This window comes from Micromonospora sp. NPDC047730 (assembly GCF_043204765.1).
In the GTDB taxonomy this organism is placed as follows: Bacteria; Actinomycetota; Actinomycetes; order Mycobacteriales; family Micromonosporaceae; genus Micromonospora.
In genome coordinates this window covers 1,001,660-1,022,415 of the sequence record NZ_JBIDCU010000001.1, presented here as the reverse complement: position 1 = coordinate 1,022,415, position 20,756 = coordinate 1,001,660, and the positions used below count along the sequence as shown (strand labels likewise).

Genomic DNA, 20,756 nt, shown 5'->3' with positions numbered 1-20,756 from the left:
TCCTTACACCGTCGTCAGTCGGTGGTGGGGTCGGTGAGGCGCCAGGCGGCGCTGACCAGGCCGATGTGCGACAGTGCCTGCGGGGTGTTGCCGAGCTGCGCGCCCGTCCGCGGGTCGATCTGCTCGCTGAACAGGCCGACGTCGTTGGCGTGCCCGAGCAGCCGCTCGAAGAGCGCCTCGGCGCGCCCTCGCTCGCCGGCCATCACCAGGCACTCCACCAGCCAGAACGAGCAGAGCACGAAGCCGGCCGGGTCGGTGCCCCAGCGCCGCAGGAGACCGTCGCCGGCGCCCAGCTCGCGTTCGACCGCCTCGATGGTGGCGCGCATCCGTGGGTCGGTCGCCGGCAGGAAGTGCACCAACGGCAGCAGCAGCGCGGAGGCGTCCAGCTCGGGCGAGCCGAACGCCCCCGTGTACGCGCCGACCCGCTCGTCCCAGCCCTCGCGCAGCACGGCGGCCCGGATCTCGTCGCGGGTGCTCGCCCAGCGCCGCGGGTCGGCCCGGCCGCCGAGCCGGGGCGCGAGCCGCACCGCCCGGTCGATCGCCACCCAGCACAGCACCTTCGACGACAGGTAGTGCCGGTCGGCGTCCCGGGTCTCCCAGATCCCCCGGTCGGGCAGGTGCCAGGTGGCCGCCACCTGCTCGGTCAGGCCGAGCACCATCTCGCGCAGTTCCTCGTCGAACGTCTCGCCCAGGTGGTCCCGCATCCGCCAGACCGCCGAGATCACCTCGCCCGGCACGTCGAGCTGGCGCTGCCGCCAGGCGTCGTTGCCGACCCGGACCGGCAGGCTGTCGGCGTAGCCGCGCAGGTGGTGGCACTCGTACTCGGAGATGTCCCGCTCCCCCTCCAGCCCGAAGAGCACCGGCACGGGAGCGGGGCCGATCCGGCCGATCGACCGGGCCGCCCAGGCGAAGAGGCGGGACGCCTCCGACGGGCACGCGGCCACCCAGAGGGCACGCATGGTCATCGCGAAGTCGCGCAGCCACGAGTAGCGATAGTCGTAGTTGCGGTCGCCGCCGATCCGTTCCGGCAGCGACGTGGTCAGGGCCGCGGCGACCGCGCCGCTGCGGGCGTACGTGAGGCCGGTGAGCACGGTCGCGCTGTGCCGGACCTGGCCCGGGTAGCGGCCGTCGTAGTGGTGCGCCTCCCGGTACGCCTGCCACGCCCGCACCGTCTCGGCGAGCGCGGTCACCGGGTCCAGCCGGACCGGCGCCGCCCCGTACGCCCGCCCGTACGCCACGTCGAAGCCGACCACCTGCCCGGCGGCGATCTCGAAGTCCTGCCGGACGCGGTCCCGCTCGACGGTCAGCGGGACCCCGCCGGCGCGCAGGCTCAGCACCACCGGGCCGGCCGCGGCGAGCACCCCGCCGTCGGACCGCTCGTGCAGGTAGGGGGTGAGCAGGCCGTACTCCGGGCGGGGGCGGAAGTCCAGCGACATCCGCACCCGCCCGGTCAGTCCCTCGACCACCCGCAGCAGCACCGCCGGCGAGTTCATCCCCAGCTCGTGGCCCCGGGCGCCGAGTTCGGCGGCGAGCGCGTCGGTGACCGCCACGCTGCCCTCCGGGGTGTGGTGCACGGTGCGCAGCACCAGCGTGTCGGCGAGGTACGTCCGCTCCGTGCGGTGCCCGGGCAGCCCGGCCGCGACGGGCGCCAGCCGCCAGTGGCCGGCCGCCGGGTCGAGCAGCCGGCCGAAGACCGACGGGGCGTCGAACCGGTCCGGGCACCACCAGTCGATCGATCCGTCCCGGCCGACCAGTGCGCCCGAGCGGCAGTCGGAGAGGAATCCGTAGTCGGAGATCGCCGGCTGGTCCATCCGCTGCGGGTACCCCGTTCGGCCCGCCTCAGGCAGCCCCGCCGGGGGCACCGATCGGGCCGACCGGGAGGACGGCAGCGCGGGCGGGCGGTCAGGCGGCGGCAGCGCCGGCAAGCGGTCAGGCGGTCAGGCGGTCAGGCGGGCGGCACCGCCCGGTTGACGGGGTCAGGAGGTGGGCGGCTCGTCCTCGCCGGCCTCCTCCGCCGCGTCGGCCTCCTCCTTCGTCCGGTGCACCGCCTGGTCGGCGTGCTCCGGCGGGCCGTAGACGGTGTAGAGCACCAGCGGGTTGGGGCCGGTGTTGACGAAGTTGTGCTTCGTACCGGCCGGCACCACCACCAGGTCGCCCTGGACGACCTCGCGCTTCTCCCCCGCCACCCGGGCCTCGCCGGTGCCGCTGACGAAGGTGAGAATCTGGTCGATGTCCTCGTGGACCTCCTCGCCGATCTCACCACCCGGCGGGATCGTCATGATCACCAGCTGGGTGTGCTCACCGGTCCACAGCACCCGCCGGAAATCCGGGCTCTTCTCGGCGACGGTCGCGATCGTGTAATGCTCCATGCCGACGCACATACCCGCTCGGGCGCGACGCCACGCCGAGACGTGCAGATGGTGGAATTCCCCACTGATCCCAGGTTTGGCGCCCCCGTGGGCGGGGATCGAGACAGGGACGGGCGCACGGCGCCGGTCGAGCCAGGTCCCCGCTGACGTACCGCCGTACGGCTGCGGTGGTGGGAGACGGCCAGAGCGCGGCGACGTTCCGATCCCGAGGGATCCGAGCGGCGCCGCGCGCTCATGTCCCGCGCCAGGGCGGCGGAACGCCCGTCGTCGCGCGCGCTCCTCGATGGCCGTCGCGCGCTCAGTCGTCGTCGGCGGCCGCCACGGGCTCCCGGCCGACGCAGCGCACCTTCAGCTCGAACTCGCCGGCCGGGCCGGCGAACGCGACCTCCACGTCGTCGTCCGGCCCCCGGTCGACGTCGGAGACGCGGTAACCCTGCGCCGGCGCCCAGGAGACCAGCCGCACCCCGTCCGGCCCGCACTCGGCCACGGCCGTGCCGCCCGCCGTGACGAAGGCCCGGCGCTCGCCGTGCGGAGCGGAGCCGGTCGGTGCCGGGGACGACGGCCCCACGCCGGTGGCGGTCGGCTCGGGCGAGGCCAGCGCGCGCTCGACCTCCTCCTGGCTCAGCACGACGCCGCCCGGGGTGCCGGCGATGCTCTCCCCCACCCACCGGATCGCGGCCACCCCGATCAGGGTGGCGACGGCGGCGGTGGCCAGCCAACCGGCGACAGCGAGGAACGAACGGCGGCGCATCCACCGAGTGTCCCCGATCCCGGGTTGGGCCGGGCCCTGGCCAAGGCTAAGGGACGGTTAAGGACCCGGGTCGGCGCGTCCGGCGGCGGCTACCCTGCCCCCTGTGGCCCGCCTGCTGCTCATCGAGGACGACCTGACGATCCGTACGCCGCTGCTGCGGGCGCTGCGCGAACGGGGGCACGCGGTGGCCGCCGCCTCGACGGCGATGGCCGGCCTGCGCGACGCGCTGGACGACCGGCCCGACCTCGTCGTGCTGGACCTGGGCCTGCCCGACCTGGACGGCCGGGAGCTGCTGCGGATGCTGCGCGCCGTCAGCGTCGTGCCGGTGATCGTGGCCACCGCCCGCGACGACGAGACCGAGATCGTCCGGGTGCTCGACGCCGGAGCCGACGACTACGTGGTGAAGCCCTTCACGGCGGCGCAGCTCGACGCGCGGATCCGGGCGGTGCTCCGGCGCGGGGCGGGGTCCGTCCCCGAGGACCCGGCGCTGGTGGTCGGCGGGCTGCGGGTGGACCCGAGGTCGCGGCAGGTCACCCTGGACGGCGAGCCCGTCGAGCTGACGCCGCGCGAGTTCGACCTGCTGCACCACCTCGCCGGCCGGCCGGGCCAGGTGGTCACCAAGCGGGAGCTGCTCGCCGAGGTGTGGCAGATCCCGTACGGCGGCGCCGACAAGACCGTGGACGTGCACCTGTCCTGGCTGCGCCGCAAGCTCGGGGAGAGCGCCCAGGCGCCCCGTTACCTGCACACGGTGCGGGGCGTCGGGGTGCGGCTCGAAGCGCCCGGGAGCGCCGGATGAGGGCGCGGCTGGCCCTGCTGGTCGCCGCCGTCAGCGTGCTCACCCTGGTCGCCTTCCTGGTGCCGCTGGCGCTGCTGGTGCGGACCGTCGCCGAGGACCGGGCCACGGTGCGGGCCACGGCCGACGCGCAGAGCCTCGTCACCGTCGTCGGCACCGCCGACACCGCGACGATCCGGTTGACGGTGGAGCAACTGGCCGCGGAGTCCGACCGGCCGGTCAGCGTCTTCCTGCCCGACGGCACCGTGCTCGGCACCCCGGCCCCGCGGACGCCCGCGGTGGCGCTGGCGGCGCGGGGGCAGAGCCTCACCGCGGAGTCGGGGCGGGGGCGCGAGGTGGTGATCGCGGTGCAGGGCCGCCCCGACGGCACCGGGGTGATCCGCACGGTGGTCCCGCCCGAGGAGCTGACCGCCGGGGTGACCCGCTCCTGGCTGGTCCTGGCCCTGCTCGGCGTGTTGCTGGTGCTGATCGGGCTGGCCGTCGCCGACCGGCTGGCCCGCACCCTGGTCCGGCCGATCGGTGAGCTCTCCGCGGTGTCGCACCGGCTGGCGAACGCCGAACTGGACGCGCGCGTCACGCCCGCCGGGCCGCCGGAGCTGCGTGAGGTGGCCGGTGCCCTCAACCACCTCGCCGGTCGGATCCAGGTGCTGCTGGCGCAGGAGCGGGAGGAGGTCGCCGACCTGTCACACCGCCTGCGCACCCCGCTGACCGCGCTGCGGCTGGAGGCCGAGTCGCTGCGCGACCCGGAGGACGCGGCCCGGGTGACCGCGGCGGTGGACGGGCTGGAGCGGGCGGTCACCGGCCTGATCCGGCAGGCCCGCTGGCGGGCGCCGACAGCCGGGGCGGCCAGCGCGGACGCGGCCACGGTGGTGGCCGAACGGGTCGCGTTCTGGTCGGTGCTGGCCGAGGACACGGGGCGCGCGGTCACGCTGGACCTGGTGCCGGGACCGCTGCCGGTGGGCGTACCCGCCGACGAGTTGGCGGCGGCCGTGGACGCCCTGCTCGGCAACGTCTTCGCGCACACCCCGGACGGCACGGCGTTCGCCGTCCGGCTGACGGCCCGGGCGGGCCGGGCCGTGCTGACCGTGGCGGACGAGGGGCCGGGCATCGCGCCCGACACCGTCGACCGGGGCGCCAGCACCGCCGGTTCCACGGGACTCGGCCTGGACATCGCCCGGCGCGCCGCCGAGGCCACCGGCGGCCGCCTCACCCTGCACACCGCGCCCTCCGGCGGCGCCGTGGTACGCCTCGAACTCGGCCCGCCGACGCCCTGACCGGGCAGCTCGCGCCGCGCCGGGCGGGGCGGTCGGGGTCCCGGCGACCGGACGCGGCGACCGGGCAGAGCGGCCGAGCGCGGCAACCGAGCGCGGCGACCTTAACCCGGGCTTAGCGTTCGGGCAGCGTGCCGCTATCCGGCCGGGCGCGATCCTCGTGGTCAGGAACCGAGGAAAGGCGAACCGAGATGAAGCGCAACCCCCTGATCCTGGCGTCGGTCGGCGGCATGGCCGTGCTCGCCGTAGCCGGCGCGACCCTCGGCGTCGCGGCCGTCGACAGCGGTCCCGCCCAGGCGACCACCCTGGCCGCCGCCACGACCGCTCCGACCCCGGACGACAGCGCGACCAGCGCCCCGGCGACCGGCGGCACCTCGGCGGCCCCCGGCACGCCGTCGGGCAGCGGAGCCCCGGCGACCGGCGGGGACGCCGTCAGCGAGCAGCGGGCCCGCGAGATCGCGCTCGCCCGGGCGGGCGGCGGCCAGGTCGTCGAGATCGAGGCCGAGCAGGAGCACGGACGTCCCGTGTGGAGCGTGGAGATCGTCTCCGGGCAGACGGAGCACGAGATCGACGTCGACCGGGAGAACGGCACCGTGGTCAAGGCCGAGCAGGAGCCCGTCGACGACGACCACGACGACGACGATGACGACGACAAGGACGACGACTGACCCTGGTGCCGCCGCCTCCCGCGTCAGGGGGGCGGCGGCGCGTCGGTCGGGTCGCGTCCGATCGACCCTGTGACCGACACCGATGTCTGGCTACATTGGGGTATGGTGCCCGCCCACGGAGGCCGGGCGGCGGAACCGGTCTACCGCCCCATCCTCGCCACTCGGCGGGGCGAGCTGGAGGCGCTCGGTCATCTCGACGACGTCGTCACTTCCCTGCTCGCCCCGGTTCTCCAGGTGTCCATCCTGGACTCGTACACACTGGACGTTCTCGGTCGGCTGCCCACCGGGCTGCTCCCGGCCGTCGACGTCACCGGTCTGCCCGACACTCCGGAGACCGAGCTGGCCCGCTGGGGCGTACCGCTGGTGCCGGTGATCGGGCTCGCGGACAGCGACCGGCGCCTGGTGGCGCACGGCGCGGCGGCGCGGGGCCACGCCCACCGGGCGGTGGTCCGGCTGCGGGTCGGCCAGGACCGGGCCGGCCCGGACGCGACCACGGCGGCGGCGGAGCGCGTCTGGCGCCTCACGCGCCTCGTCCCCGAGCAGTGCGACCTGCTCCTCGACGCCGGGGACGTGTGCTGCGCGGCCGACGTTCGGCTCGCCGAGCCGCGGCTGCGCCGGCTGCTGGAGTGGGCCCGCCGGCACGCCTGGCGGTCGGTGAGCGTGGCGGCCGGCGGGATGCCGCCCACGGTGTCCCGCCTCCCCACCGACGAGCCGGTACGCCTCGACCGCTGGGACTGGCGGCTCTGGCAGCGGCTGGCGGACCTCGGCGTCGGGTACGGCGACTACGGCGTCGGCTCGGCGGTGCCCGGCGCCGACCAGCCGGGCGACCGGCTGCCCACCGTGCGCTACACCACCGACGACGCCTGGTGGGTGTACCGCTGGTCGCGGCGGGGTGGGCGGGGCGACGACCGGTTCGCGGACCTGTGCCGCGCGCTGGTCTCGGCGCCGCACTGGCCCGCCGCCGGGGCCGACTTCTCCTGGGGCGACCACGAGATCGTCCGGCGCGCCCGGCGGGGCGCCGGTGCGGGCTCGGCCAACAACTGGGCGGCGTGGAGCACGTCGCACCACCTGGCGCACGTGCTGGCGACGCTGGTGCGCCCCGGGCGGGAGGCCCGGCCGGGGCCGTGGCGTTCCGGTCAGCCGGCCGCCGAGCGGGGTCGGCCCGCCCGGCCGCACCGGGGCGGGGAGACCCGCCGGGCCGGCTGACCCGCTACCTCAGCGCCGGCGACCCGCACCGGCACCGGCACCGGCACGTCACTGTTTTTCGGTGAACCCGAACTGCACGATGCCCTCGTCGTCGACGGAGGCATCGACGGAGGCGTCGCCGAGCAGCTCGGCGGCGTCGGAGTCCAGGAAGATCCGGGCGCCCTGGTTGTCGACCACATGGTCGCCCTTGACCGGTTCGGCGACCAGCTCGACGGTGAGCGAGCCCGCCTGGGTGTCGGCGGCGATCCGCACCCCGCCGTCCTCGGCGACGTCCTGCTGATTGGCGAGGTCTCGAATCACCATCACGGCGTTGTCGGTCATGGTGAGCATGGCGAAACTCCTCGTGGATTCTCGGATACGCGGTGCGGACCGGGATTCGGCCCGCGCACGAGCGCACGTGGGAGGCGATGGAAGGGCGACACGCACATCGCCGTCGCAGGTCGGGGCAGGTGAGAGCCCCTCCACGGCCTACGTTGCCCCCTGCCGGGGGATCCGTCAAATAGAGCGGGATCAGTGCCGGGCGCCGGCCGGGGCGAGCAGTGCCCGGATCTCGCGTGCCGCCGCGCGGCCGGCCCGGTTGGCGCCGACGGTGCTCGCCGACGGTCCGTACCCGATCAGGTGGATCCGCTCGTCGGCGACCACCCGGGTGCCGTCCATCGTGATACCGCCGCCCGGCGCGCGCAGCCGCAGCGGCGCGAGGTGGTCCAGCGCGGCCCGGAAGCCGGTGCACCAGAGGATCACGTCCGCGGGCACGAACCTGCCGTCGTCCCAGGCCACGCCGTCGGGCGTGATCCGGTCGAAGACGGGTAACCGGTCCAGCACGCCGCGCTCGCGCAGCCGGCGCAGCTCGGGCGTGAGCGGCAGCCCGGTCACCCCGACCACGCTGGCCGGCGGGCGGCCGGCGCGGACCGCCGCGTCGACCAGGGCCACCGCCGCCCGCCCCCGTTCGGGGGTGAACTCCTCGTCGCGGAAGTCGGGCGGGCGCCGGGTCACCCAGGTGGTGCCGGCCGCGACGGCGGAGACCTCGGCGAGCAGTTGGACGGCGGACGTCCCGCCGCCGACCACCACGACCCGCCGGCCGGCGAACTCCGCCGGACCCCGGTAGTCGGCCGTGTGCAGCTGGCGGCCCCGGAAGCCCGACCGGCCCGGGTAGTGCGGCCAGAACGGCCGGGTCCAGGTGCCGGTCGCGTTGACCAGGGCCCGGGTGGACCAGGCAGCCCCGTCGGTCAGCACGTCCAGCCGGCCGTCGGGCCGGTCGCGCACCTCGCGGACCCGCACCGGACGCCGTACCGGCAGGGCGAACTCGCGCTCGTACGCGGCGAAGTAGGCGCTCACCACCTCGGCCGCCGGCCGGTCGGGATCCGCCACGGGGAACGGCAGGCCGGGCAGGTCGTGGAAGCCGTGCACCCGGTCGAGCCGCAGCGTCGGCCAGCGGTGTCGCCACGCCCCGCCGGGCCCGACGTCCCCGTCGAGGATCACGAAGCCGCCACCGGGGGCGAAACCGACGCGGCGCAGGTGGTAGCCGGCGGAGAGGCCGGCCTGGCCGGCCCCGATCACCAGCACGTCGACGGAGCGCTCGTCCATGTCGGGTACAACAACGCACGCCCGGTCCTACTGCCCGCCGGGTGGCGTCTCGCCGCTCACACGGCGCGCCGCACCGCCGGCATCGTGGCGTTCCGGTTCGGGTAGGAACCGGGCCGCCTCGCCCGGAGTCTGATCGGCGTACGGGCCGGGCTCGGGCGGGAGGCGGAATGGGTGGACGGCGGGGTTGGCGGGCGCTGCTGCCGGCGGCGGCGCTGGGCGTGCTGCTGAGCGGCTGCACGGGCGTCGGGGTGGCCGAGGCGCCGACCGAGGGCACGGCGTCGTACGAGGCGTGGGGGCTCAACGAGGCGTCGAGCGACCTGAGCGGCGAGGACCGGACGGTGGTGCTCAACGGCGACCTGGAGCACGACAGCAAGGCGTTCTTCAGCGTCGACGGGCGGTGGCGGGCCGACGGGTTCGTGCTGGACGACGCCTCGGCCGAGAAGGTGCGCGCCCTGGCCGGCCGGCTCCCCGACCGGACCGGCGACCCCGAGTGCCGGCGGCTGGTGCTGGTGGCGGAGGGGCTGGTCGACCGGGCGGTCGCCGTCCTCACCCCGGAGGCGTCCGGCGGGCCGGTCACCGCCGCGCCACTCGACGGCTGAACGGTAATTTTCCTTCGGTTGGCGGTCTTCTCTGGCGAATACCTCCGTGGCAGCATCAGCGCATGCATCGTCGTCTCTTCCCCCGGACGCTCGCGCTGGCGGCGCTGGTGGCCGCCGCCGCCACGGCCGGCGCCCCGACCGCCACCGCCGAGTCGCCGACCCCCGCGGCGACCCGCCTGAACGCCACCATCGACGCGATCCTCGCCGACTCCCGGCTGGCCGGGGCGCAGGCATCGGTGGTCGTGAAGGACGCGGCCACCGGCGAGACCGTCTACCACCGCAACGGCGACCGCCGCCTGGTGCCCGCCTCCAACACGAAGCTGCTGACCTCTGCCGCGGCGCTGGAACTGCTCGGGCCCGGGCACCGCTTCGCCACCGAGGCGCGCACCACCGGCACCCGGCGCGCGGGCCTGGTCTCCGGCGACCTCTACCTGCGTGGCGGCGGCGACCCGACCATGCTCGCCGCCGACTACGACGCGCTGGCCGCGCAGGTCGCCGCCAAGGGCATCCGGGTCGTCACCGGCAACCTGGTCGCCGACGACACCCGCTACGACAGCACCCGCCTCGGCCCCGACTGGACCTGGGACGACGAGCCCTACTACTACGCGGCGCAGGTCTCCGCCCTGACCGTGGCTCCCGACACCGACTACGACGCGGGCACCGTCATCGTGCAGGCCGCACCCGGGGCGAGCGCCGGCACCCGCCCGGTCGTCACCACGACCCCGGCCACCGGGTACCTGAAGATCGACAACCGGGCCCAGACGGTCGCCGACGGGGAGACGTCGATCTCCTTCGAGCGGGCGCACGGCGGCAACACGGTCGTGGTCACCGGGCAGATCGCGCTCGGCGACGCGCCGGAGAGCGACTGGGTGACCGTCTGGGAGCCGACCGGCTACGCCGCCGACGTCTTCCGCTCCGCGCTGCGCAAGCACGGCGTTCGGGTGCTCGGCCGCACCGTGCTGGGCCAGGCCACCCCGGAGGAGGCGGCCGAGGTGGGGCGGCACGAGTCGATGCCGCTGGCCCAGTTGATGGTGCCGTTCCTCAAGCTGTCCAACAACGGGCACGCCGAGGTGCTGACCAAGGAGATCGGCCGGATGCTCTCCGGCACCGGCACCTGGACGGCCGGGCTGACGGCGATCAGCGAGTACGTCGCCGACGCGGGGATGGACACCGGCACGCTGCGCCAGCGGGACGGCTCGGGGCTCTCCCGCCGCAACCTGATCCCCGCCGACGAGTTCGTGGACCTGCTCACCGCCGTCCGGGCCGAGCCCTGGTTCGACACGTGGTACGCCGCCCTGCCGGTCGCCGGCGACGCGGACCGCTTCGTCGGCGGAACGCTGCGCAGCCGGATGCGCGGCACCCCGGCGGCGGGCAACGTGCACGCCAAGACCGGCAGCCTGACGGGCGTCTCCGGCCTCTCCGGCTACGTCACCGACGCCGACGGGCGGGTGCTCGCGTTCTCCATCCTGCTCAACAACTACCTGGCCTCGTCCGTGAAGGGGCTGGAGGACCAGATCGCGATCGCGCTCGCCTCGTACACCGAGAAGGGCGCCGCCGCGGCGCGGGTCGCGCCCCCGACGGCACCCGACGCTCCCCGGGTCCCCGAGGGCCGGGAGTGCTCCTGGGTGAAACCCGTCGCCTGCTGACGGGCCGGCGGGGCCGGGCCCGCCGACGGGCCGGCGGGGCCGGGTGCGAGGGTCCCGCCGGCGCTCAGGCGCCCGGGCGCTGCGGCGGCTCGGCGGTCGGGTCGCCGCGCGCGATCAGCGCGGCGATGTCGGCGGGGCGCAGGCCGCGCTGCGCCAGCACCCGGACGCCCCAGCGGTGCAGCCGGCACGGGTGCGGGCTGGCGTCGTTGCGGCAGACCGTCCCGCCGGACCAGCTTCGGGGCGCGTGCACCACCACCGCCCGGACGGCGAACTGCGCGTCCTCGGCGGTGACGTACGGCGGCAGCGGGATCTCCCGGAGCACCTCCCCGGACGGCTCCCCGGCGCCGCGTGGGGCGGGCGGACGGACGGTGCGGGCGATGGTGCTGCTCATCGGTCGAGCCTCCACAGAGGATTGTCGGACGTGGACAGCAGAAAGTTACGACACGGCGAACGCAGCGCGACGGACAAACTGTCCCGGAGTCAGCGACCGCAGCCCCGGCACGGGCGCCGGGTACGCAGGTGGTGCCCGACCGCCGCGACCCCCAGCCCCCACCCCCACAGCCAGTACGCCGGCTCCGCGACCCAGAAGAACGCGAGCGGGTAACGACCGTCCCCCGGGTCGAACGTGCCGGTGACCGTCTCGACGGTGAGCTGGGCGAGTCCCACCCCGAAGTAGCAGACCAGGCCGACGGAGAACAGCGCGGCCGGGACGAGGAGCAGCAGCCGGGGGATCCGCCGGCCGGCGAGCAGCGGCACCCAGCCCGGCCAGACCACGCCCCAGGAGTGGGCCAGGGCCAGCGGCAGCAGCACGCCCGCGAGCAGGAAGCCGACCTCGAAGGCGACCATCGACGCGCCCGCGCTGAGCGGCACGTCCTCGAAGCCGACCCACACCTGGGCGGCCAGGCGCAGCAGGCAGCCCGCCACCGCCGACCAGGCCGCCACCCGGGCCCAGGTCGGCACCGTCGTCGCCGCCTCGCGCGCCGGGCCCGTGCGCCCGCACCGGCGGCAGTCGCCCCGGAGCCGACGCCGGTGTTGCAGGACCGCCGCGTGCAGCAGCGCGGCCCCGGCGAGGCAGGCGAGGCGGCTGAGCAGGGCACCCGGGTGGAACGCCGCACCCGGATCGAGGATCAGCAGCCCGACCACGTCCAGCAGCAGCAACGCGCAGGAGAGCAGCACCGCCGCGCAGACCACCCAGCCGGCGACGGCCAGCGCCGGCCGCCAGGAGCGGGCGGCGGCGAGGCCCGCGCCGACCAGCCCGGCGGCGGCACAGAGCGCCACCGCCCACCAGCCGGTGAAGACCACGAGGTCCGTGTCGAGCGGCGGGAAGGCCGGCGACCCGACGAGGGCCCAGCGCACCCGCACCGCGCCGTAGAGCAGGGCCCAGGCGATCACGGCGTACGGCAGGACCGGGCGGCGCGGGCGGGCGGCGGCGGGTGACGGGGCCGGTGACGGCAGCATCGTGGTCATGCCGCCAGGCTGCCGTCGTACGCGGCGCGGCGGTTCCCCGGCGGGGGTGGACCGGCTCCCCCGCCCGGGGGATCAGCGGGCGGCGCGCTCCCGCAGCCGGGCGGCCGTGCGGCGGGCGTCGTAGTCGGGGGCGACCCCGTCGACGATCAGCGTCGCGCCCGGGATGTGCCGGGTGCGCAGCGGAACGATCTCCTGGTAGGCCGGCGAGTCGTACCAGGCCCGGGCGCGCTCCAGGTCGGGGAACTCCACGATGACCACGGTGCCGGGCCAGTCGCCCTCCTTGACCTCCACCTCGGCGCCGTGCACCCGGAACCGGCCGCCGAACGGGTCCAGCGTGCCCTGGATCCGCTCGATGTAGGTCAGGACGTCCTCGTTGATCTGCGGTGCGTGCAGGTGGGCGAGCGCGAACGCGGGCATGGGTCCCTCCCCGTGGGCCGGTCCGCCCGGCCGGATCGCCGGTGCGGTACGCCGAGTCTCGCGCCAGCGCCCGCCCGGCATCGATTACCCACGGGGTAAAGGCGGCCCGCCGCCCCTGCTCAGACGCGGTCGAGCACGACGACCGGGATGTCCCGGCCGGTCCTCGCCTGACACTCGTCGTACGACGGCCAGACGGCGGCCATCGTGGACCACGTCCGCGGCCCCGGTGGGCGTCGCGCGGAACTCAGTGCCGTCGGCGGCGGTGCAGCCCGCGGCCGGGGTGCCAGCTCTCGATGACCAGGTGGTCCGGCGGATCCCCCACCCGGGTCAGGACCACCTCGGTCAGCTCGATCCGGAACCGGTGCGAGCCGTCGTCGCCGGGCGGCTCCTCGTGCGCCCGGCCGGCGATCTTCGCGTCGCCGTCCCAGGACCGCGGATCGTCCTCGGGAGCGTCCTCCGTCGGGCAGTGCAGCGCCACCCGTGGGTCGCGGCGCAGGTCGAGGGCCTTGAGCGCGCCGGCCATGCTGCCCAGCCGCAGGTGCTCGGGGCCGAAGTCGAACTCCGTGCCGCTGATCCGGGGCGAGCCGTCCCGGCGCAGCGTCGCCATCGTGCCGTGCTTGCGTACCGCGAAGCGGGCACGCACCCGCTCGGCGAACTCGGGTTCCTCGCGCAGGAGGTCGGACCACCATGTCATGGGGCCCAGCGTGGCAGCCAATCCGGACAACCCGTGGCGGCTTTCCTCAGCGGATCTCGAACCCGAGCGCCTGCGCGATCACCACGGTCTGCTCCGGGTCGACGATCGCGCCGGCCCGCTCCACGACGGTGGGGTCGAGCGCGGTCAGGTCGCTGCCGCGCAGGTCGGCGCCGGACAGCCGGGAGCTGTGCAGTTGCGCGGCGGAGAGGTCCACGCCGGTGACGGTGGCGCCGGTCAGGTTGGCCCCGGTGAGGTCGGCCTCCCGCATCCGGACGTCGGTGATCCGCACGCCGCGCAGGTCGGCGCCGGGCAGCGCGACGAACGACCAGTCGCCGCCGGAGACCGTCAACGGCCGCAGGTCGCACTGCGCGAACGTGCTGCCCACCAGCTTGCAGCCGGTGAACTCGGCCTCGAAGAAGTTGCACCGTTGGAAGGTGCAGCGGGTGAAGGCCGAGTCGGTGTGCCGGGAGGCGTTGAACCGCACGTTGCCGAAGGTGCACCCGTCGAAGACCGCGCCCTGGCTGACCGCCTCGGTCAGGTCGACGTGGAAGAACGAGCAGCCGACGAAGTGCCGGTCCACCAGTTCCTCGCCGTACCAGTCCTCGTCGCGGAAGGTCGCGTCCTCGGTCAGCTCGGGCATCGGGCCAGGCTACCGACGTCGTACGACATGTGGCGGCCGACTCTTCCGGTGCGGGGTACCGGCTAGTAGGTTCGGCGGCGTGAGTGTGGCACGCAGCATCGACCCGGACCAGATCGGCTTCGACCCGGCGCGCCTGGCGCGGATCGACGCGCACTTCGGCAGGTACGTCGACGACGGCAAGCTCGCCGGCTGGCAGGTGGTGGTCACCCGGCGCGGCGAGATCGCCCACTCGTCGACGTACGGGCTGCGCGACGTCGAGGCGGGGGCGCCCGTCGAGGCGGACACGCTCTGGCGGATCTACTCGATGACCAAGCCGGTCACCTCGGTCGCCGCGATGATGCTCTGGGAGGAGGGCCGCTTCGAGCTGACCGACGAGATCAGCCGCTGGCTGCCCGAGTTCGCCGACCTGCGGGTCTACAGCAAGGGCTCGGCCCTCAAGCCGTACACGGTGCCGGCGGTCGAGCCGATCCGGGTCTGGCACCTGCTCACCCACACCGCCGGCCTGACGTACGGCTTCATGCAGACCTCGGTGGTCGACGGCCTCTACCGGGCCGCCGGCTACGACATCTACCCGCCGGCGGACGTCGACCTGGCCACCGCCTGCCAGGCGTTCGGCGAGCTGCCGCTGCTGTTCCAGCCCGGCACCGCCTGGGGCTACTCCGTCGCCACCGACGTGCTGGGCCGGCTGGTCGAGGTGGTCTCCGGGCAGAGCCTGGACGCCTTCTTCGCCGACCGGATCTTCCGCCCGTTGGGCATGACCGACACCCACTGGTGGGCCGACGGTGACGCCGCCGACCGGCTCGCCGCGCTCTACGCGCCCGACCCGCGCACCGGCCGCGCGTTCCGCTACGACAAGCTGGGCGCCCTGGCGTACGAGAAGCCGCTGCTCCTCTCCGGCGGCGGCGGCCTGATCTCCTCCGCCGCCGACTACCACCGGTTCACCCAGATGCTGCTGCGCGGCGGCGAGCTGGACGGGGCGCGCCTGCTGGCGCCGCGCACGGTGCGCTTCATGGCCCGCAACCACCTGCCCGGCGGGCAGGACCTGGGGACCCTCTCCACCGGCGGCTTCGCCGAGACCACCTTCGACGGGATCGGCTTCGGGCTGGGTTTCGCGGTGGTGGAGGACCCGATCCCGAGCCGGGTGCCGAGCAGCGTGGGCGAGTACTACTGGGGCGGGGTGGCGAGCACGGCGTTCTGGGTCGACCCCGCCGAGGAGGTCACCGCGCTGCTCTTCACCCAGCTCATGCCGTCGAGCACCTACCCGCTGCGGCCGCAGCTGCGCCAGCTCGTCTACTCCGCCCTGGTCGACTGAGCCGGCCGGGCACGGTCGGATCGCCGGTTACCGCACCGGCCGGGCCACCCGCTCCATAACCTGGGAGGCGGACGGCAACCCGGCGGGCGGGCAGGCAGACGGTCACCGCCCCGGCCGGACGGGGGGCGGGAGGCGGTCATGAGCAACATCGTCGTGTTCGGGGCGGGCGGCACCGCGGGCTCGCGGATCACCGCCGAGGCGGTCGGCCGGGGGCACCGGGTCACCGCCGCGGTGCGCCGCCCGGAGGCCACCTCGTACCTGCCGCCGTCGGTCAAGCTGGTCACCGGCGACGCCACCAGCGGACGGAGCGTGCGGGAGCTGGCGCCCGACACCGACGCGATGGTGGTGGCGATCGGCGGCGGGGAGCGCGGCCTCTGGCTCAACGCGGCCCGGACCCTGGTCGGCACGCTGCGGGACCTGCCGGCCGCGCCCCGGATCATCCACGTGGGCGGCGGGTCCACGCTGCTCACCCCGAAGGGCACCCGCTACCTCGACGAGCCGGACTTCCCCGACGAGTACCGCGACGCCGCGCTGGGCCAGGCCGACGCCCTGGAGTTCTACCGCTCGTCGGCCGACGGGGTGACCTGGACGTACGTCTCCCCGCCGCCGCTGGAGTTCCATCCGGGCGAGCGCACCGGGCACTACCGCACGGGCGGCGACCATCCGGTCACCGACGACGAGGGCCGCTCGGTGCTCAGCTACGAGGACCTGGCGGTGGCGATCGTCGACGAGATCGAGGCCCCTCGCCACACGAACGAGCGGTTCACCGCCGCGTACTGACGGCGGTTCCGCCCGCCGGGGGTCGACCCGGGTTCGTCGCGATGCCTGCCACCACCCGTTTCTACCAGCCGGTCAGCGCGGGCGGGGCGCGGCGCGGCCGGCGGCGGGCTGGGCGGGGACCCGGGGGCGGACCGAGGGTCGCCAGGCGCGGCCGTTGGCGTAGATGATCCGGAAACCGAGGTACGACGCGAGGGGCGCCCAGTGCGCCGAGCCCATCCGCAGCTCGGCGGCGTTGTGCCGCTGCCCGTTGGCCAGCACGTCGAGCAGTACGGTTTCGAAGGCAGCCGATTCCACCCAGTCCACTTCCCGGGTGAAACCGCAGATCAGCGCCGCTCCCGTGGCGGCCAGGAAGTCCCGCAGCGCGGCGTCGGAGGCGCGCAGCACGGAACAGCTGCCGAAATAGAGCCGCCGGCCCTCGCAACGACCGGCCATCAGCTCGGCGACGTCGGCGAGTTCGACGGATTCCCAGTCGGTGAGGCAGAGCCGGCTCGGTTCGCCGTGCATCGCGAAGAAGCCCACCCGGTGGTCGGCGTACTGCTTGAGCAACCAACGGTCGACGAAATAGAAGAGTTCGTCGCGGGTCGCCGCGTCCTTGTGGATGAAGCGGATCTTCCCGAGCCGTTCGAGCAGTTCGAGGGTGGGCAGGACGGAGCCGCGCTCGTTGAGGTCCCGGTGCCACTGGCCCTCGACGCAGAAGACGCCACCGCGCGCCACGCCGCCACCTCCCCCGTTCCCGCCGGCGCTGACGTTACCGCGTCGAACCGCCCGCAGAACATCACCCTCGGTGTCGCCTGGTGCGACGCCGCGTGCCGTTCGCGGTTCTCTGCGGCCGGTTCGCAGCGATTGGGCGTTTCGCAAATGGGCCTGATGCCCGGGCAGGACCCAGGAACAGCCAATCGTGAGGACAATTCTTGTTAATTGCCACCAAAGGGCCGCCCAGGTGCCAGGGTGGAAACGCGGGACGCCCCGGTCGAGTCCCGAAGGCCACCCCAATCGCACTCCTATCGGGAGGACTTCTGTGCGCGTTAACACCCTGAAGCGGGCGCTTGTCGCATTCGCCCTGGCGGTGCCGGGAGCCGCGATCGCCACGGTGGTCGCCGCGCCGGCGGCCCACGCCGACGCCTGCTACACGTGGAACCGCAACCTCTACCAGGGGCGCTCCGGCGAGGACGTCCGCCAGCTACAGATCCGGGTCGCCGGCTGGGCCGGCAACCGGGACATCGTCGAACTCGACGGCCGCTTCGGGCCGAAGACCGCCGCCGCGGTCCGGCGGTTCCAGTCCGCGTACGGGCTGCGGGTCGACGGCGTCGCCGGGCCGCAGACGTACGCGAAGATCTACGAGCTGCAGGACAACGACTGCACTCCGCGGCACTTCAGCTTCGCGGAGATGGACGACGGCTGCGGCCGCGGCGGGTGGACCGGCGGCCCGCTGTCAGCCGCCCAGACCCGGCAGAACGCCCTGCAGACGATGTGGAAGCTGGAGGCGCTGCGGCGCAGCCTCGGCGACAAGCCGCTCTACGTGAGCAGCGGCTTCCGCAGCCGCGCCTGCAACGACCAGGTCGGTGGGGCGTCGGACAGCCAGCACCTCTACGGCAACGCCGCCGACGTGGTCTCCCGCACGAGTTCGCTGTGCGAGGTGGCCCGGGACGCCCGCAACCGGGGCTTCAGCGGGATCTACGGGCCGGGCTACCCGGACCACGACGACCACGTGCACGTGGACTCGCGGCGGGAGAACGACAGCGATCGCACGCCCAACACCACCAGCTGGTCCGCGCCGGACTGCGGGATCGGCGCCGCCAACACCCGAGCCGGCCAGGGGCCGACGGATCGGTAGGACGGTCACGGCGACGCCGGCCCGGAGCGCGGGTGGGCAATCCCCGCACCCCGGCCGGCGTCGTCCCGCCCCGGGTCGCCGCGGGCGGGCGTACCTCCGCTCAGCACGGCAGGCCTCCCGCGCTCCGGCAACGGGGCGGCTGACCCGCCTTGCCGCATCCTCGGCAACGGTTACGGAAGGTTCAATCCCGATAGGCGGCGAGCAGGTCTTCCGGCGACAACGACCGCACTCCCTCGACGGTCGTCCCGCTGCGGGACACCGCGACCAGCGGCACCTGCTCGTCGGCCCCGGGCAGCCGGGACCGGTGCAGCAGCAGGCGATTCAGGTCGTGCACGTCGAAGGGACGATTCTCCAGCCACTTCACCGATCCGACGACGGTGATCCGCTTTGCGATCGGCTCACGATCGGCGCCGACCAGGTCGATCTCCGGATCGTTCGTCCGCGTCCAGTAGCCGCCCACCACCGCGGTGCCCTCGGGCAGGTAGCCGTCGGGCAGCCGTCGCAGCGCCTCCCGCACGATTGGTTCGATCGCCCGCCCCCGCCAGGACGTCCAGGACGAGGTGATCCTGGCCAGGGTGAGATCGCCACGGCCGCGCTCGATCTCCGGCAGATGGGGGCCCAGGAAGGACAGCCAGAACCGCAGGTACGGATCGGCGACCGCGTACCTGGTCTCTCGGGACGGCTTCGTCGACAGCGGAAGGGACGCGTCGACGATCCGTTTGTCGGTCAGCAGACGGAGGGCCCTGCTCAGGGATGCCTGGGGGAGGTCGCCGGCCGCTCGGGCGATCGACGAGAAGGTCCGCTCCCCGGAGCCGATCGCCCGCAACACCACGCCGGCCTGCGTCGGTGCGGGAAACTCCGCCGCCAACGCCCGCTCTCCGCTGACGAGCAGCGCGGAGGTCGGATCGATCACCGCGGCTGCGAGATAGTCGCGCAACGATGCGCCGGCGGGCCATTCGTCGAGGATCAGGGGTAACCCGCCGGAGACCAGAAAGGCGTCGAACGCCTCAGCGGCCGACAGACCGACCATGGCCTGGACGTCAGTCGGGCTGAGCGGCAGAATGACCATCTCGGTGGCCCGCTGGTGAAACGGTCGGCCGTAGTCGTTCAGCGCCTCCATCATCGCCAGATCCGAGCCGATGCAGATCAGCAGCACCGGTCGACGGGACAGCTCCCGGTCGAAGACCTTCTGCAGGGTCCCCTCGAAGCCGGGGTCGGTGGCGATCAGGTAGGGCATCTCGTCCAGGACGACCACGCTGGGTCGGTCCGTCGGCAGCGCGGCCGCAAGCAGGGTGAGTGCTGCGTCCCAGGTCCGTGGTTGCTGCGCGGCGAAGAGGGATGCGTCGGGCAGTGTGGAGCCCACCACCGCCTCGCCGAACAAGGCGAGGTCAGCGGCCGCCGTGGGCTGCGCCGATGCCGTGAAGAACAGGTGCGGCACGCCCGCCCGCTCGACGAACTCCTCGACAAGCCGCGACTTGCCGACCCGTCGCCGGCCGCGCATCAGCAGAGCGCGTCCCGGGCGGCCGGCACGCCCACCGTCGCTCACCCGGCCCAGCATCCGGCTCAGCTGAGCCAGTTCCCGGTCACGCCCGACGAATCCGTCCATGCAACCATCCTTGATAGTTCCAAGGGTGAAACCCTCACGGATGAGTGTATCCGCCGGGAGTGGGTCGCGGCTCAGACCAGGCCGGCGTGGCGCTGCTCTGGGGCGGCTTCCCGGCGCTCGGGGCGGGCGCCGGGTGGCTGCTCACCGCGGGCGCGGGGTGGCTCCGACCTGGTTCCCGACCGGCTGCGCGCCGCCTTCCGCGCGCACGGCTGGCCGTGGGCGAAGGCCGACCCGCACCGGGACGCGTACCGGCGGTGGGTGCCGGGGCTGCCCGGCCTGCCGGTCGGCGCGGACGCGCTGCTGCGGGCCCGGCAGAAGGCGCTCGACGACGACCGGGGCGGCGAGGCCCGGGAGCTGCGCGGCGAACTGGCCCGCTCCGGGGCGGTGGTCCGGGGACGAGCGCAAACGGCAGCACTGGCGGCTGACCCGATCGGCCGTGCGTCCCTGGCCGGAGGACGCGACTTCTCCTGAGCCGGAGGGCGACGGACGGTAGCGTTGCGATAGACGGGGCCCTGGGCACGGGGAGCGCGCGATGACCGAGCAGCAGCCGTACCGGGTGGTGACCCGGCACCCCGGCTTCGAGCTGCGCCGCTATCCGCCGTTCCTGGTCGCCGAGGTGCAGGTCGAGGGAACGTTCGAGCAGGCCGCCCGGGACGGCTTCCGGCCGCTGGCCGCGTACGTCGGGGGTGCCAACCGGCCCCGCGCCGCGAGCGGGACCGCGGCGCGGGAGGCGGGCCCGGAGACGATCGCGATGACCGCGCCGTACCTCCAGGAGGAGGCCGACCGGCCCGGCTGCTGGCTGCTGCGGTTGGTGTTGCCGGCGGCCTGTGCCCCCGACACGCTGCCCGAGCCGACGGACCCCCGCGTCCGCACCCGGCAGGTCCCCGCGCAGCTCGCCGCCGCCGTCCGGTTCCGGGGCCGGTGGACGGCGCGGGCGTTCGACCGGCGGGCGACCGCGCTCGGCCGGGCGGTCACCGCGGCCGGGCTGCGCCCCACCGACGCGGTCCGGTACGCGCGCTTCGACCCGCCGTGGAAGCCCTGGTTCCTGCGCCGCAACGAGGTGGTGCTGCCGGTCGCCGAGTGAGCCCGTGCCGCACCCCGGCACGGGGGTCCTCGTTG

Annotated in this window: 24 protein-coding genes; 11 read left to right on the top strand and 13 right to left on the bottom strand. The window is 74.7% G+C overall.

What is annotated here, in order from left to right:
- Positions 1-14: 14 nt before the first annotated feature.
- The 3 genes from ACGF5G_RS05070 to ACGF5G_RS05060 all read right to left on the bottom strand — a co-directional run bounded on the left by ACGF5G_RS05070 (position 15) and on the right by ACGF5G_RS05060 (position 3,120).
- Entirely contained in the window at positions 15-1,811 is a 1,797-nt protein-coding gene (locus ACGF5G_RS05070; RefSeq protein WP_393259066.1) for a glycoside hydrolase family 15 protein, read from the bottom strand.
- 165 nt (positions 1,812-1,976) lie between these two features.
- Positions 1,977-2,381 carry a cupin domain-containing protein gene (locus tag ACGF5G_RS05065; protein ID WP_387038605.1) on the bottom strand — a complete coding sequence of 135 codons (405 nt, stop codon included), beginning with the start codon at positions 2,379-2,381 and terminating at the stop codon, positions 1,977-1,979.
- A 286-nt stretch (positions 2,382-2,667) separates the two neighbouring features.
- Positions 2,668-3,120: a septum formation initiator gene (locus ACGF5G_RS05060; protein WP_393259065.1), complete on the bottom strand. Its 453-nt coding sequence runs from the start codon at positions 3,118-3,120 to the stop codon at positions 2,668-2,670.
- A gap of 103 nt (positions 3,121-3,223) precedes the next feature.
- Here ACGF5G_RS05060 and ACGF5G_RS05055 point away from each other — a divergent pair, with 103 nt between their 5' ends.
- The 4 genes from ACGF5G_RS05055 to ACGF5G_RS05040 all read left to right on the top strand — a co-directional run bounded on the left by ACGF5G_RS05055 (position 3,224) and on the right by ACGF5G_RS05040 (position 7,058).
- A complete protein-coding gene (locus ACGF5G_RS05055) occupies positions 3,224-3,916 on the top strand; it encodes a response regulator transcription factor (RefSeq protein ID WP_350676845.1) in 693 nt (230 codons plus the stop codon).
- The gene (locus ACGF5G_RS05050; protein ID WP_393259063.1) at positions 3,913-5,187 is read left to right on the top strand and encodes an ATP-binding protein; all 1,275 of its coding nucleotides are present in this window, start codon (positions 3,913-3,915) and stop codon (positions 5,185-5,187) included. The genes ACGF5G_RS05055 and ACGF5G_RS05050 overlap by 4 nt, the downstream gene beginning before the upstream one ends.
- A gap of 188 nt (positions 5,188-5,375) precedes the next feature.
- Positions 5,376-5,852 (top strand): PepSY domain-containing protein, encoded by a 477-nt coding sequence (locus ACGF5G_RS05045; protein WP_393259061.1) that lies wholly within the window; start codon positions 5,376-5,378, stop codon positions 5,850-5,852.
- 102 nt (positions 5,853-5,954) lie between these two features.
- Positions 5,955-7,058, top strand: a complete 1,104-nt coding sequence (locus ACGF5G_RS05040) for a hypothetical protein (RefSeq protein ID WP_393259230.1) — start codon at positions 5,955-5,957, stop codon at positions 7,056-7,058.
- 48 nt (positions 7,059-7,106) lie between these two features.
- On the opposite strand, the gene ACGF5G_RS05035 is transcribed toward ACGF5G_RS05040, so the two are convergent.
- Positions 7,107-7,388 carry an adhesin gene (locus tag ACGF5G_RS05035; protein ID WP_393259059.1) on the bottom strand — a complete coding sequence of 94 codons (282 nt, stop codon included), beginning with the start codon at positions 7,386-7,388 and terminating at the stop codon, positions 7,107-7,109.
- A 180-nt stretch (positions 7,389-7,568) separates the two neighbouring features.
- Positions 7,569-8,642 (bottom strand): NAD(P)-binding domain-containing protein, encoded by a 1,074-nt coding sequence (locus ACGF5G_RS05030; RefSeq protein WP_393259057.1) that lies wholly within the window; start codon positions 8,640-8,642, stop codon positions 7,569-7,571.
- Between the two features lie 167 nt (positions 8,643-8,809).
- Between ACGF5G_RS05030 and ACGF5G_RS05025 the strand changes: the two genes are divergently transcribed.
- Together ACGF5G_RS05025 and dacB are read left to right on the top strand one after the other, a co-directional pair.
- Positions 8,810-9,241, top strand: a complete 432-nt coding sequence (locus tag ACGF5G_RS05025; RefSeq protein ID WP_393259055.1) for a hypothetical protein — start codon at positions 8,810-8,812, stop codon at positions 9,239-9,241.
- Positions 9,242-9,303: 62 nt separating this feature from the next.
- Positions 9,304-10,887, top strand: a complete 1,584-nt coding sequence (gene dacB / locus ACGF5G_RS05020) for a D-alanyl-D-alanine carboxypeptidase/D-alanyl-D-alanine-endopeptidase (protein WP_393259054.1) — start codon at positions 9,304-9,306, stop codon at positions 10,885-10,887.
- Between the two features lie 64 nt (positions 10,888-10,951).
- On the opposite strand, the gene ACGF5G_RS05015 is transcribed toward dacB, so the two are convergent.
- From ACGF5G_RS05015 to ACGF5G_RS04990, 6 genes are all read right to left on the bottom strand, one after another.
- Positions 10,952-11,278: a hypothetical protein gene (locus ACGF5G_RS05015; RefSeq protein WP_393259053.1), complete on the bottom strand. Its 327-nt coding sequence runs from the start codon at positions 11,276-11,278 to the stop codon at positions 10,952-10,954.
- 89 nt (positions 11,279-11,367) lie between these two features.
- On the bottom strand, positions 11,368-12,354 hold the full coding sequence (locus tag ACGF5G_RS05010) for a hypothetical protein (RefSeq protein WP_393259051.1): 987 nt from the start codon (positions 12,352-12,354) through the stop codon (positions 11,368-11,370).
- Positions 12,355-12,426: 72 nt separating this feature from the next.
- On the bottom strand, positions 12,427-12,771 hold the full coding sequence (locus tag ACGF5G_RS05005; RefSeq protein ID WP_393259050.1) for a DUF1330 domain-containing protein: 345 nt from the start codon (positions 12,769-12,771) through the stop codon (positions 12,427-12,429).
- Between the two features lie 119 nt (positions 12,772-12,890).
- Positions 12,891-13,019 carry a nitroreductase/quinone reductase family protein gene (locus tag ACGF5G_RS05000; RefSeq protein WP_393259228.1) on the bottom strand — a complete coding sequence of 43 codons (129 nt, stop codon included), beginning with the start codon at positions 13,017-13,019 and terminating at the stop codon, positions 12,891-12,893.
- Positions 13,016-13,465 carry a pyridoxamine 5'-phosphate oxidase family protein gene (locus ACGF5G_RS04995; RefSeq protein WP_350676872.1) on the bottom strand — a complete coding sequence of 150 codons (450 nt, stop codon included), beginning with the start codon at positions 13,463-13,465 and terminating at the stop codon, positions 13,016-13,018. Before ACGF5G_RS04995 ends, ACGF5G_RS05000 begins: the two co-directional genes overlap by 4 nt.
- A gap of 46 nt (positions 13,466-13,511) precedes the next feature.
- On the bottom strand, positions 13,512-14,105 hold the full coding sequence (locus ACGF5G_RS04990) for a pentapeptide repeat-containing protein (RefSeq protein ID WP_393259049.1): 594 nt from the start codon (positions 14,103-14,105) through the stop codon (positions 13,512-13,514).
- Positions 14,106-14,184: 79 nt separating this feature from the next.
- Here ACGF5G_RS04990 and ACGF5G_RS04985 point away from each other — a divergent pair, with 79 nt between their 5' ends.
- On the top strand, positions 14,185-15,417 hold the full coding sequence (locus ACGF5G_RS04985) for a serine hydrolase domain-containing protein (RefSeq protein ID WP_393259048.1): 1,233 nt from the start codon (positions 14,185-14,187) through the stop codon (positions 15,415-15,417).
- Between the two features lie 138 nt (positions 15,418-15,555).
- Complete coding sequence (locus ACGF5G_RS04980) at positions 15,556-16,197, top strand: NAD(P)-dependent oxidoreductase (RefSeq protein ID WP_393259047.1); 642 nt, start codon at positions 15,556-15,558, stop codon at positions 16,195-16,197.
- 72 nt (positions 16,198-16,269) lie between these two features.
- Here the strand turns inward: ACGF5G_RS04980 and ACGF5G_RS04975 are convergent, their stop codons facing one another.
- A complete protein-coding gene (locus ACGF5G_RS04975) occupies positions 16,270-16,911 on the bottom strand; it encodes a DUF6642 family protein (RefSeq protein WP_357698404.1) in 642 nt (213 codons plus the stop codon).
- Between the two features lie 304 nt (positions 16,912-17,215).
- On the opposite strand from ACGF5G_RS04975, the gene ACGF5G_RS04970 reads away from it, so the two are divergent.
- Complete coding sequence (locus ACGF5G_RS04970; protein WP_393259046.1) at positions 17,216-18,031, top strand: D-Ala-D-Ala carboxypeptidase family metallohydrolase; 816 nt, start codon at positions 17,216-17,218, stop codon at positions 18,029-18,031.
- Between the two features lie 181 nt (positions 18,032-18,212).
- Here ACGF5G_RS04970 and ACGF5G_RS04965 read toward each other — a convergent pair whose 3' ends face one another.
- Positions 18,213-19,637, bottom strand: coding sequence for an ATP-binding protein (locus ACGF5G_RS04965; protein WP_393259045.1), 1,425 nt, complete (start codon positions 19,635-19,637; stop codon positions 18,213-18,215).
- A gap of 258 nt (positions 19,638-19,895) precedes the next feature.
- On the opposite strand from ACGF5G_RS04965, the gene ACGF5G_RS04960 reads away from it, so the two are divergent.
- Together ACGF5G_RS04960 and ACGF5G_RS04955 are read left to right on the top strand one after the other, a co-directional pair.
- The gene (locus ACGF5G_RS04960; protein WP_393259044.1) at positions 19,896-20,108 is read left to right on the top strand and encodes a hypothetical protein; all 213 of its coding nucleotides are present in this window, start codon (positions 19,896-19,898) and stop codon (positions 20,106-20,108) included.
- Between the two features lie 61 nt (positions 20,109-20,169).
- Positions 20,170-20,721: an SOUL family heme-binding protein gene (locus tag ACGF5G_RS04955; protein WP_393259043.1), complete on the top strand. Its 552-nt coding sequence runs from the start codon at positions 20,170-20,172 to the stop codon at positions 20,719-20,721.
- The last annotated feature ends 35 nt before the right edge of the window (positions 20,722-20,756 follow it).

What these genes read in the sequence shown, in the direction of transcription:
- ACGF5G_RS05025 (WP_393259055.1), top strand. Translation starts at nt 8,810, where the DNA reads ATGGGTGGACGGCGGGGTTGGCGGGCGCTGCTGCCGGCGGCGGCGCTG.
- ACGF5G_RS05045 (WP_393259061.1), top strand. Translation starts at nt 5,376, where the DNA reads ATGAAGCGCAACCCCCTGATCCTGGCGTCGGTCGGCGGCATGGCCGTG.
- ACGF5G_RS05015 (WP_393259053.1), bottom strand. Translation starts at nt 11,278, where the DNA reads ATGAGCAGCACCATCGCCCGCACCGTCCGTCCGCCCGCCCCACGCGGC.
- ACGF5G_RS05005 (WP_393259050.1), bottom strand. Translation starts at nt 12,771, where the DNA reads ATGCCCGCGTTCGCGCTCGCCCACCTGCACGCACCGCAGATCAACGAG.
- ACGF5G_RS05065 (WP_387038605.1), bottom strand. Translation starts at nt 2,381, where the DNA reads ATGTGCGTCGGCATGGAGCATTACACGATCGCGACCGTCGCCGAGAAG.
- ACGF5G_RS04980 (WP_393259047.1), top strand. Translation starts at nt 15,556, where the DNA reads ATGAGCAACATCGTCGTGTTCGGGGCGGGCGGCACCGCGGGCTCGCGG.
- ACGF5G_RS04965 (WP_393259045.1), bottom strand. Translation starts at nt 19,637, where the DNA reads ATGGACGGATTCGTCGGGCGTGACCGGGAACTGGCTCAGCTGAGCCGG.
- ACGF5G_RS05010 (WP_393259051.1), bottom strand. Translation starts at nt 12,354, where the DNA reads ATGACCACGATGCTGCCGTCACCGGCCCCGTCACCCGCCGCCGCCCGC.
- ACGF5G_RS05060 (WP_393259065.1), bottom strand. Translation starts at nt 3,120, where the DNA reads ATGCGCCGCCGTTCGTTCCTCGCTGTCGCCGGTTGGCTGGCCACCGCC.
- ACGF5G_RS04955 (WP_393259043.1), top strand. Translation starts at nt 20,170, where the DNA reads ATGACCGAGCAGCAGCCGTACCGGGTGGTGACCCGGCACCCCGGCTTC.
- ACGF5G_RS05050 (WP_393259063.1), top strand. Translation starts at nt 3,913, where the DNA reads ATGAGGGCGCGGCTGGCCCTGCTGGTCGCCGCCGTCAGCGTGCTCACC.
- ACGF5G_RS05070 (WP_393259066.1), bottom strand. Translation starts at nt 1,811, where the DNA reads ATGGACCAGCCGGCGATCTCCGACTACGGATTCCTCTCCGACTGCCGC.
- ACGF5G_RS04995 (WP_350676872.1), bottom strand. Translation starts at nt 13,465, where the DNA reads ATGACATGGTGGTCCGACCTCCTGCGCGAGGAACCCGAGTTCGCCGAG.
- ACGF5G_RS05040 (WP_393259230.1), top strand. Translation starts at nt 5,955, where the DNA reads ATGGTGCCCGCCCACGGAGGCCGGGCGGCGGAACCGGTCTACCGCCCC.
- dacB (WP_393259054.1), top strand. Translation starts at nt 9,304, where the DNA reads ATGCATCGTCGTCTCTTCCCCCGGACGCTCGCGCTGGCGGCGCTGGTG.
- ACGF5G_RS05030 (WP_393259057.1), bottom strand. Translation starts at nt 8,642, where the DNA reads ATGGACGAGCGCTCCGTCGACGTGCTGGTGATCGGGGCCGGCCAGGCC.
- ACGF5G_RS04990 (WP_393259049.1), bottom strand. Translation starts at nt 14,105, where the DNA reads ATGCCCGAGCTGACCGAGGACGCGACCTTCCGCGACGAGGACTGGTAC.
- ACGF5G_RS05035 (WP_393259059.1), bottom strand. Translation starts at nt 7,388, where the DNA reads ATGCTCACCATGACCGACAACGCCGTGATGGTGATTCGAGACCTCGCC.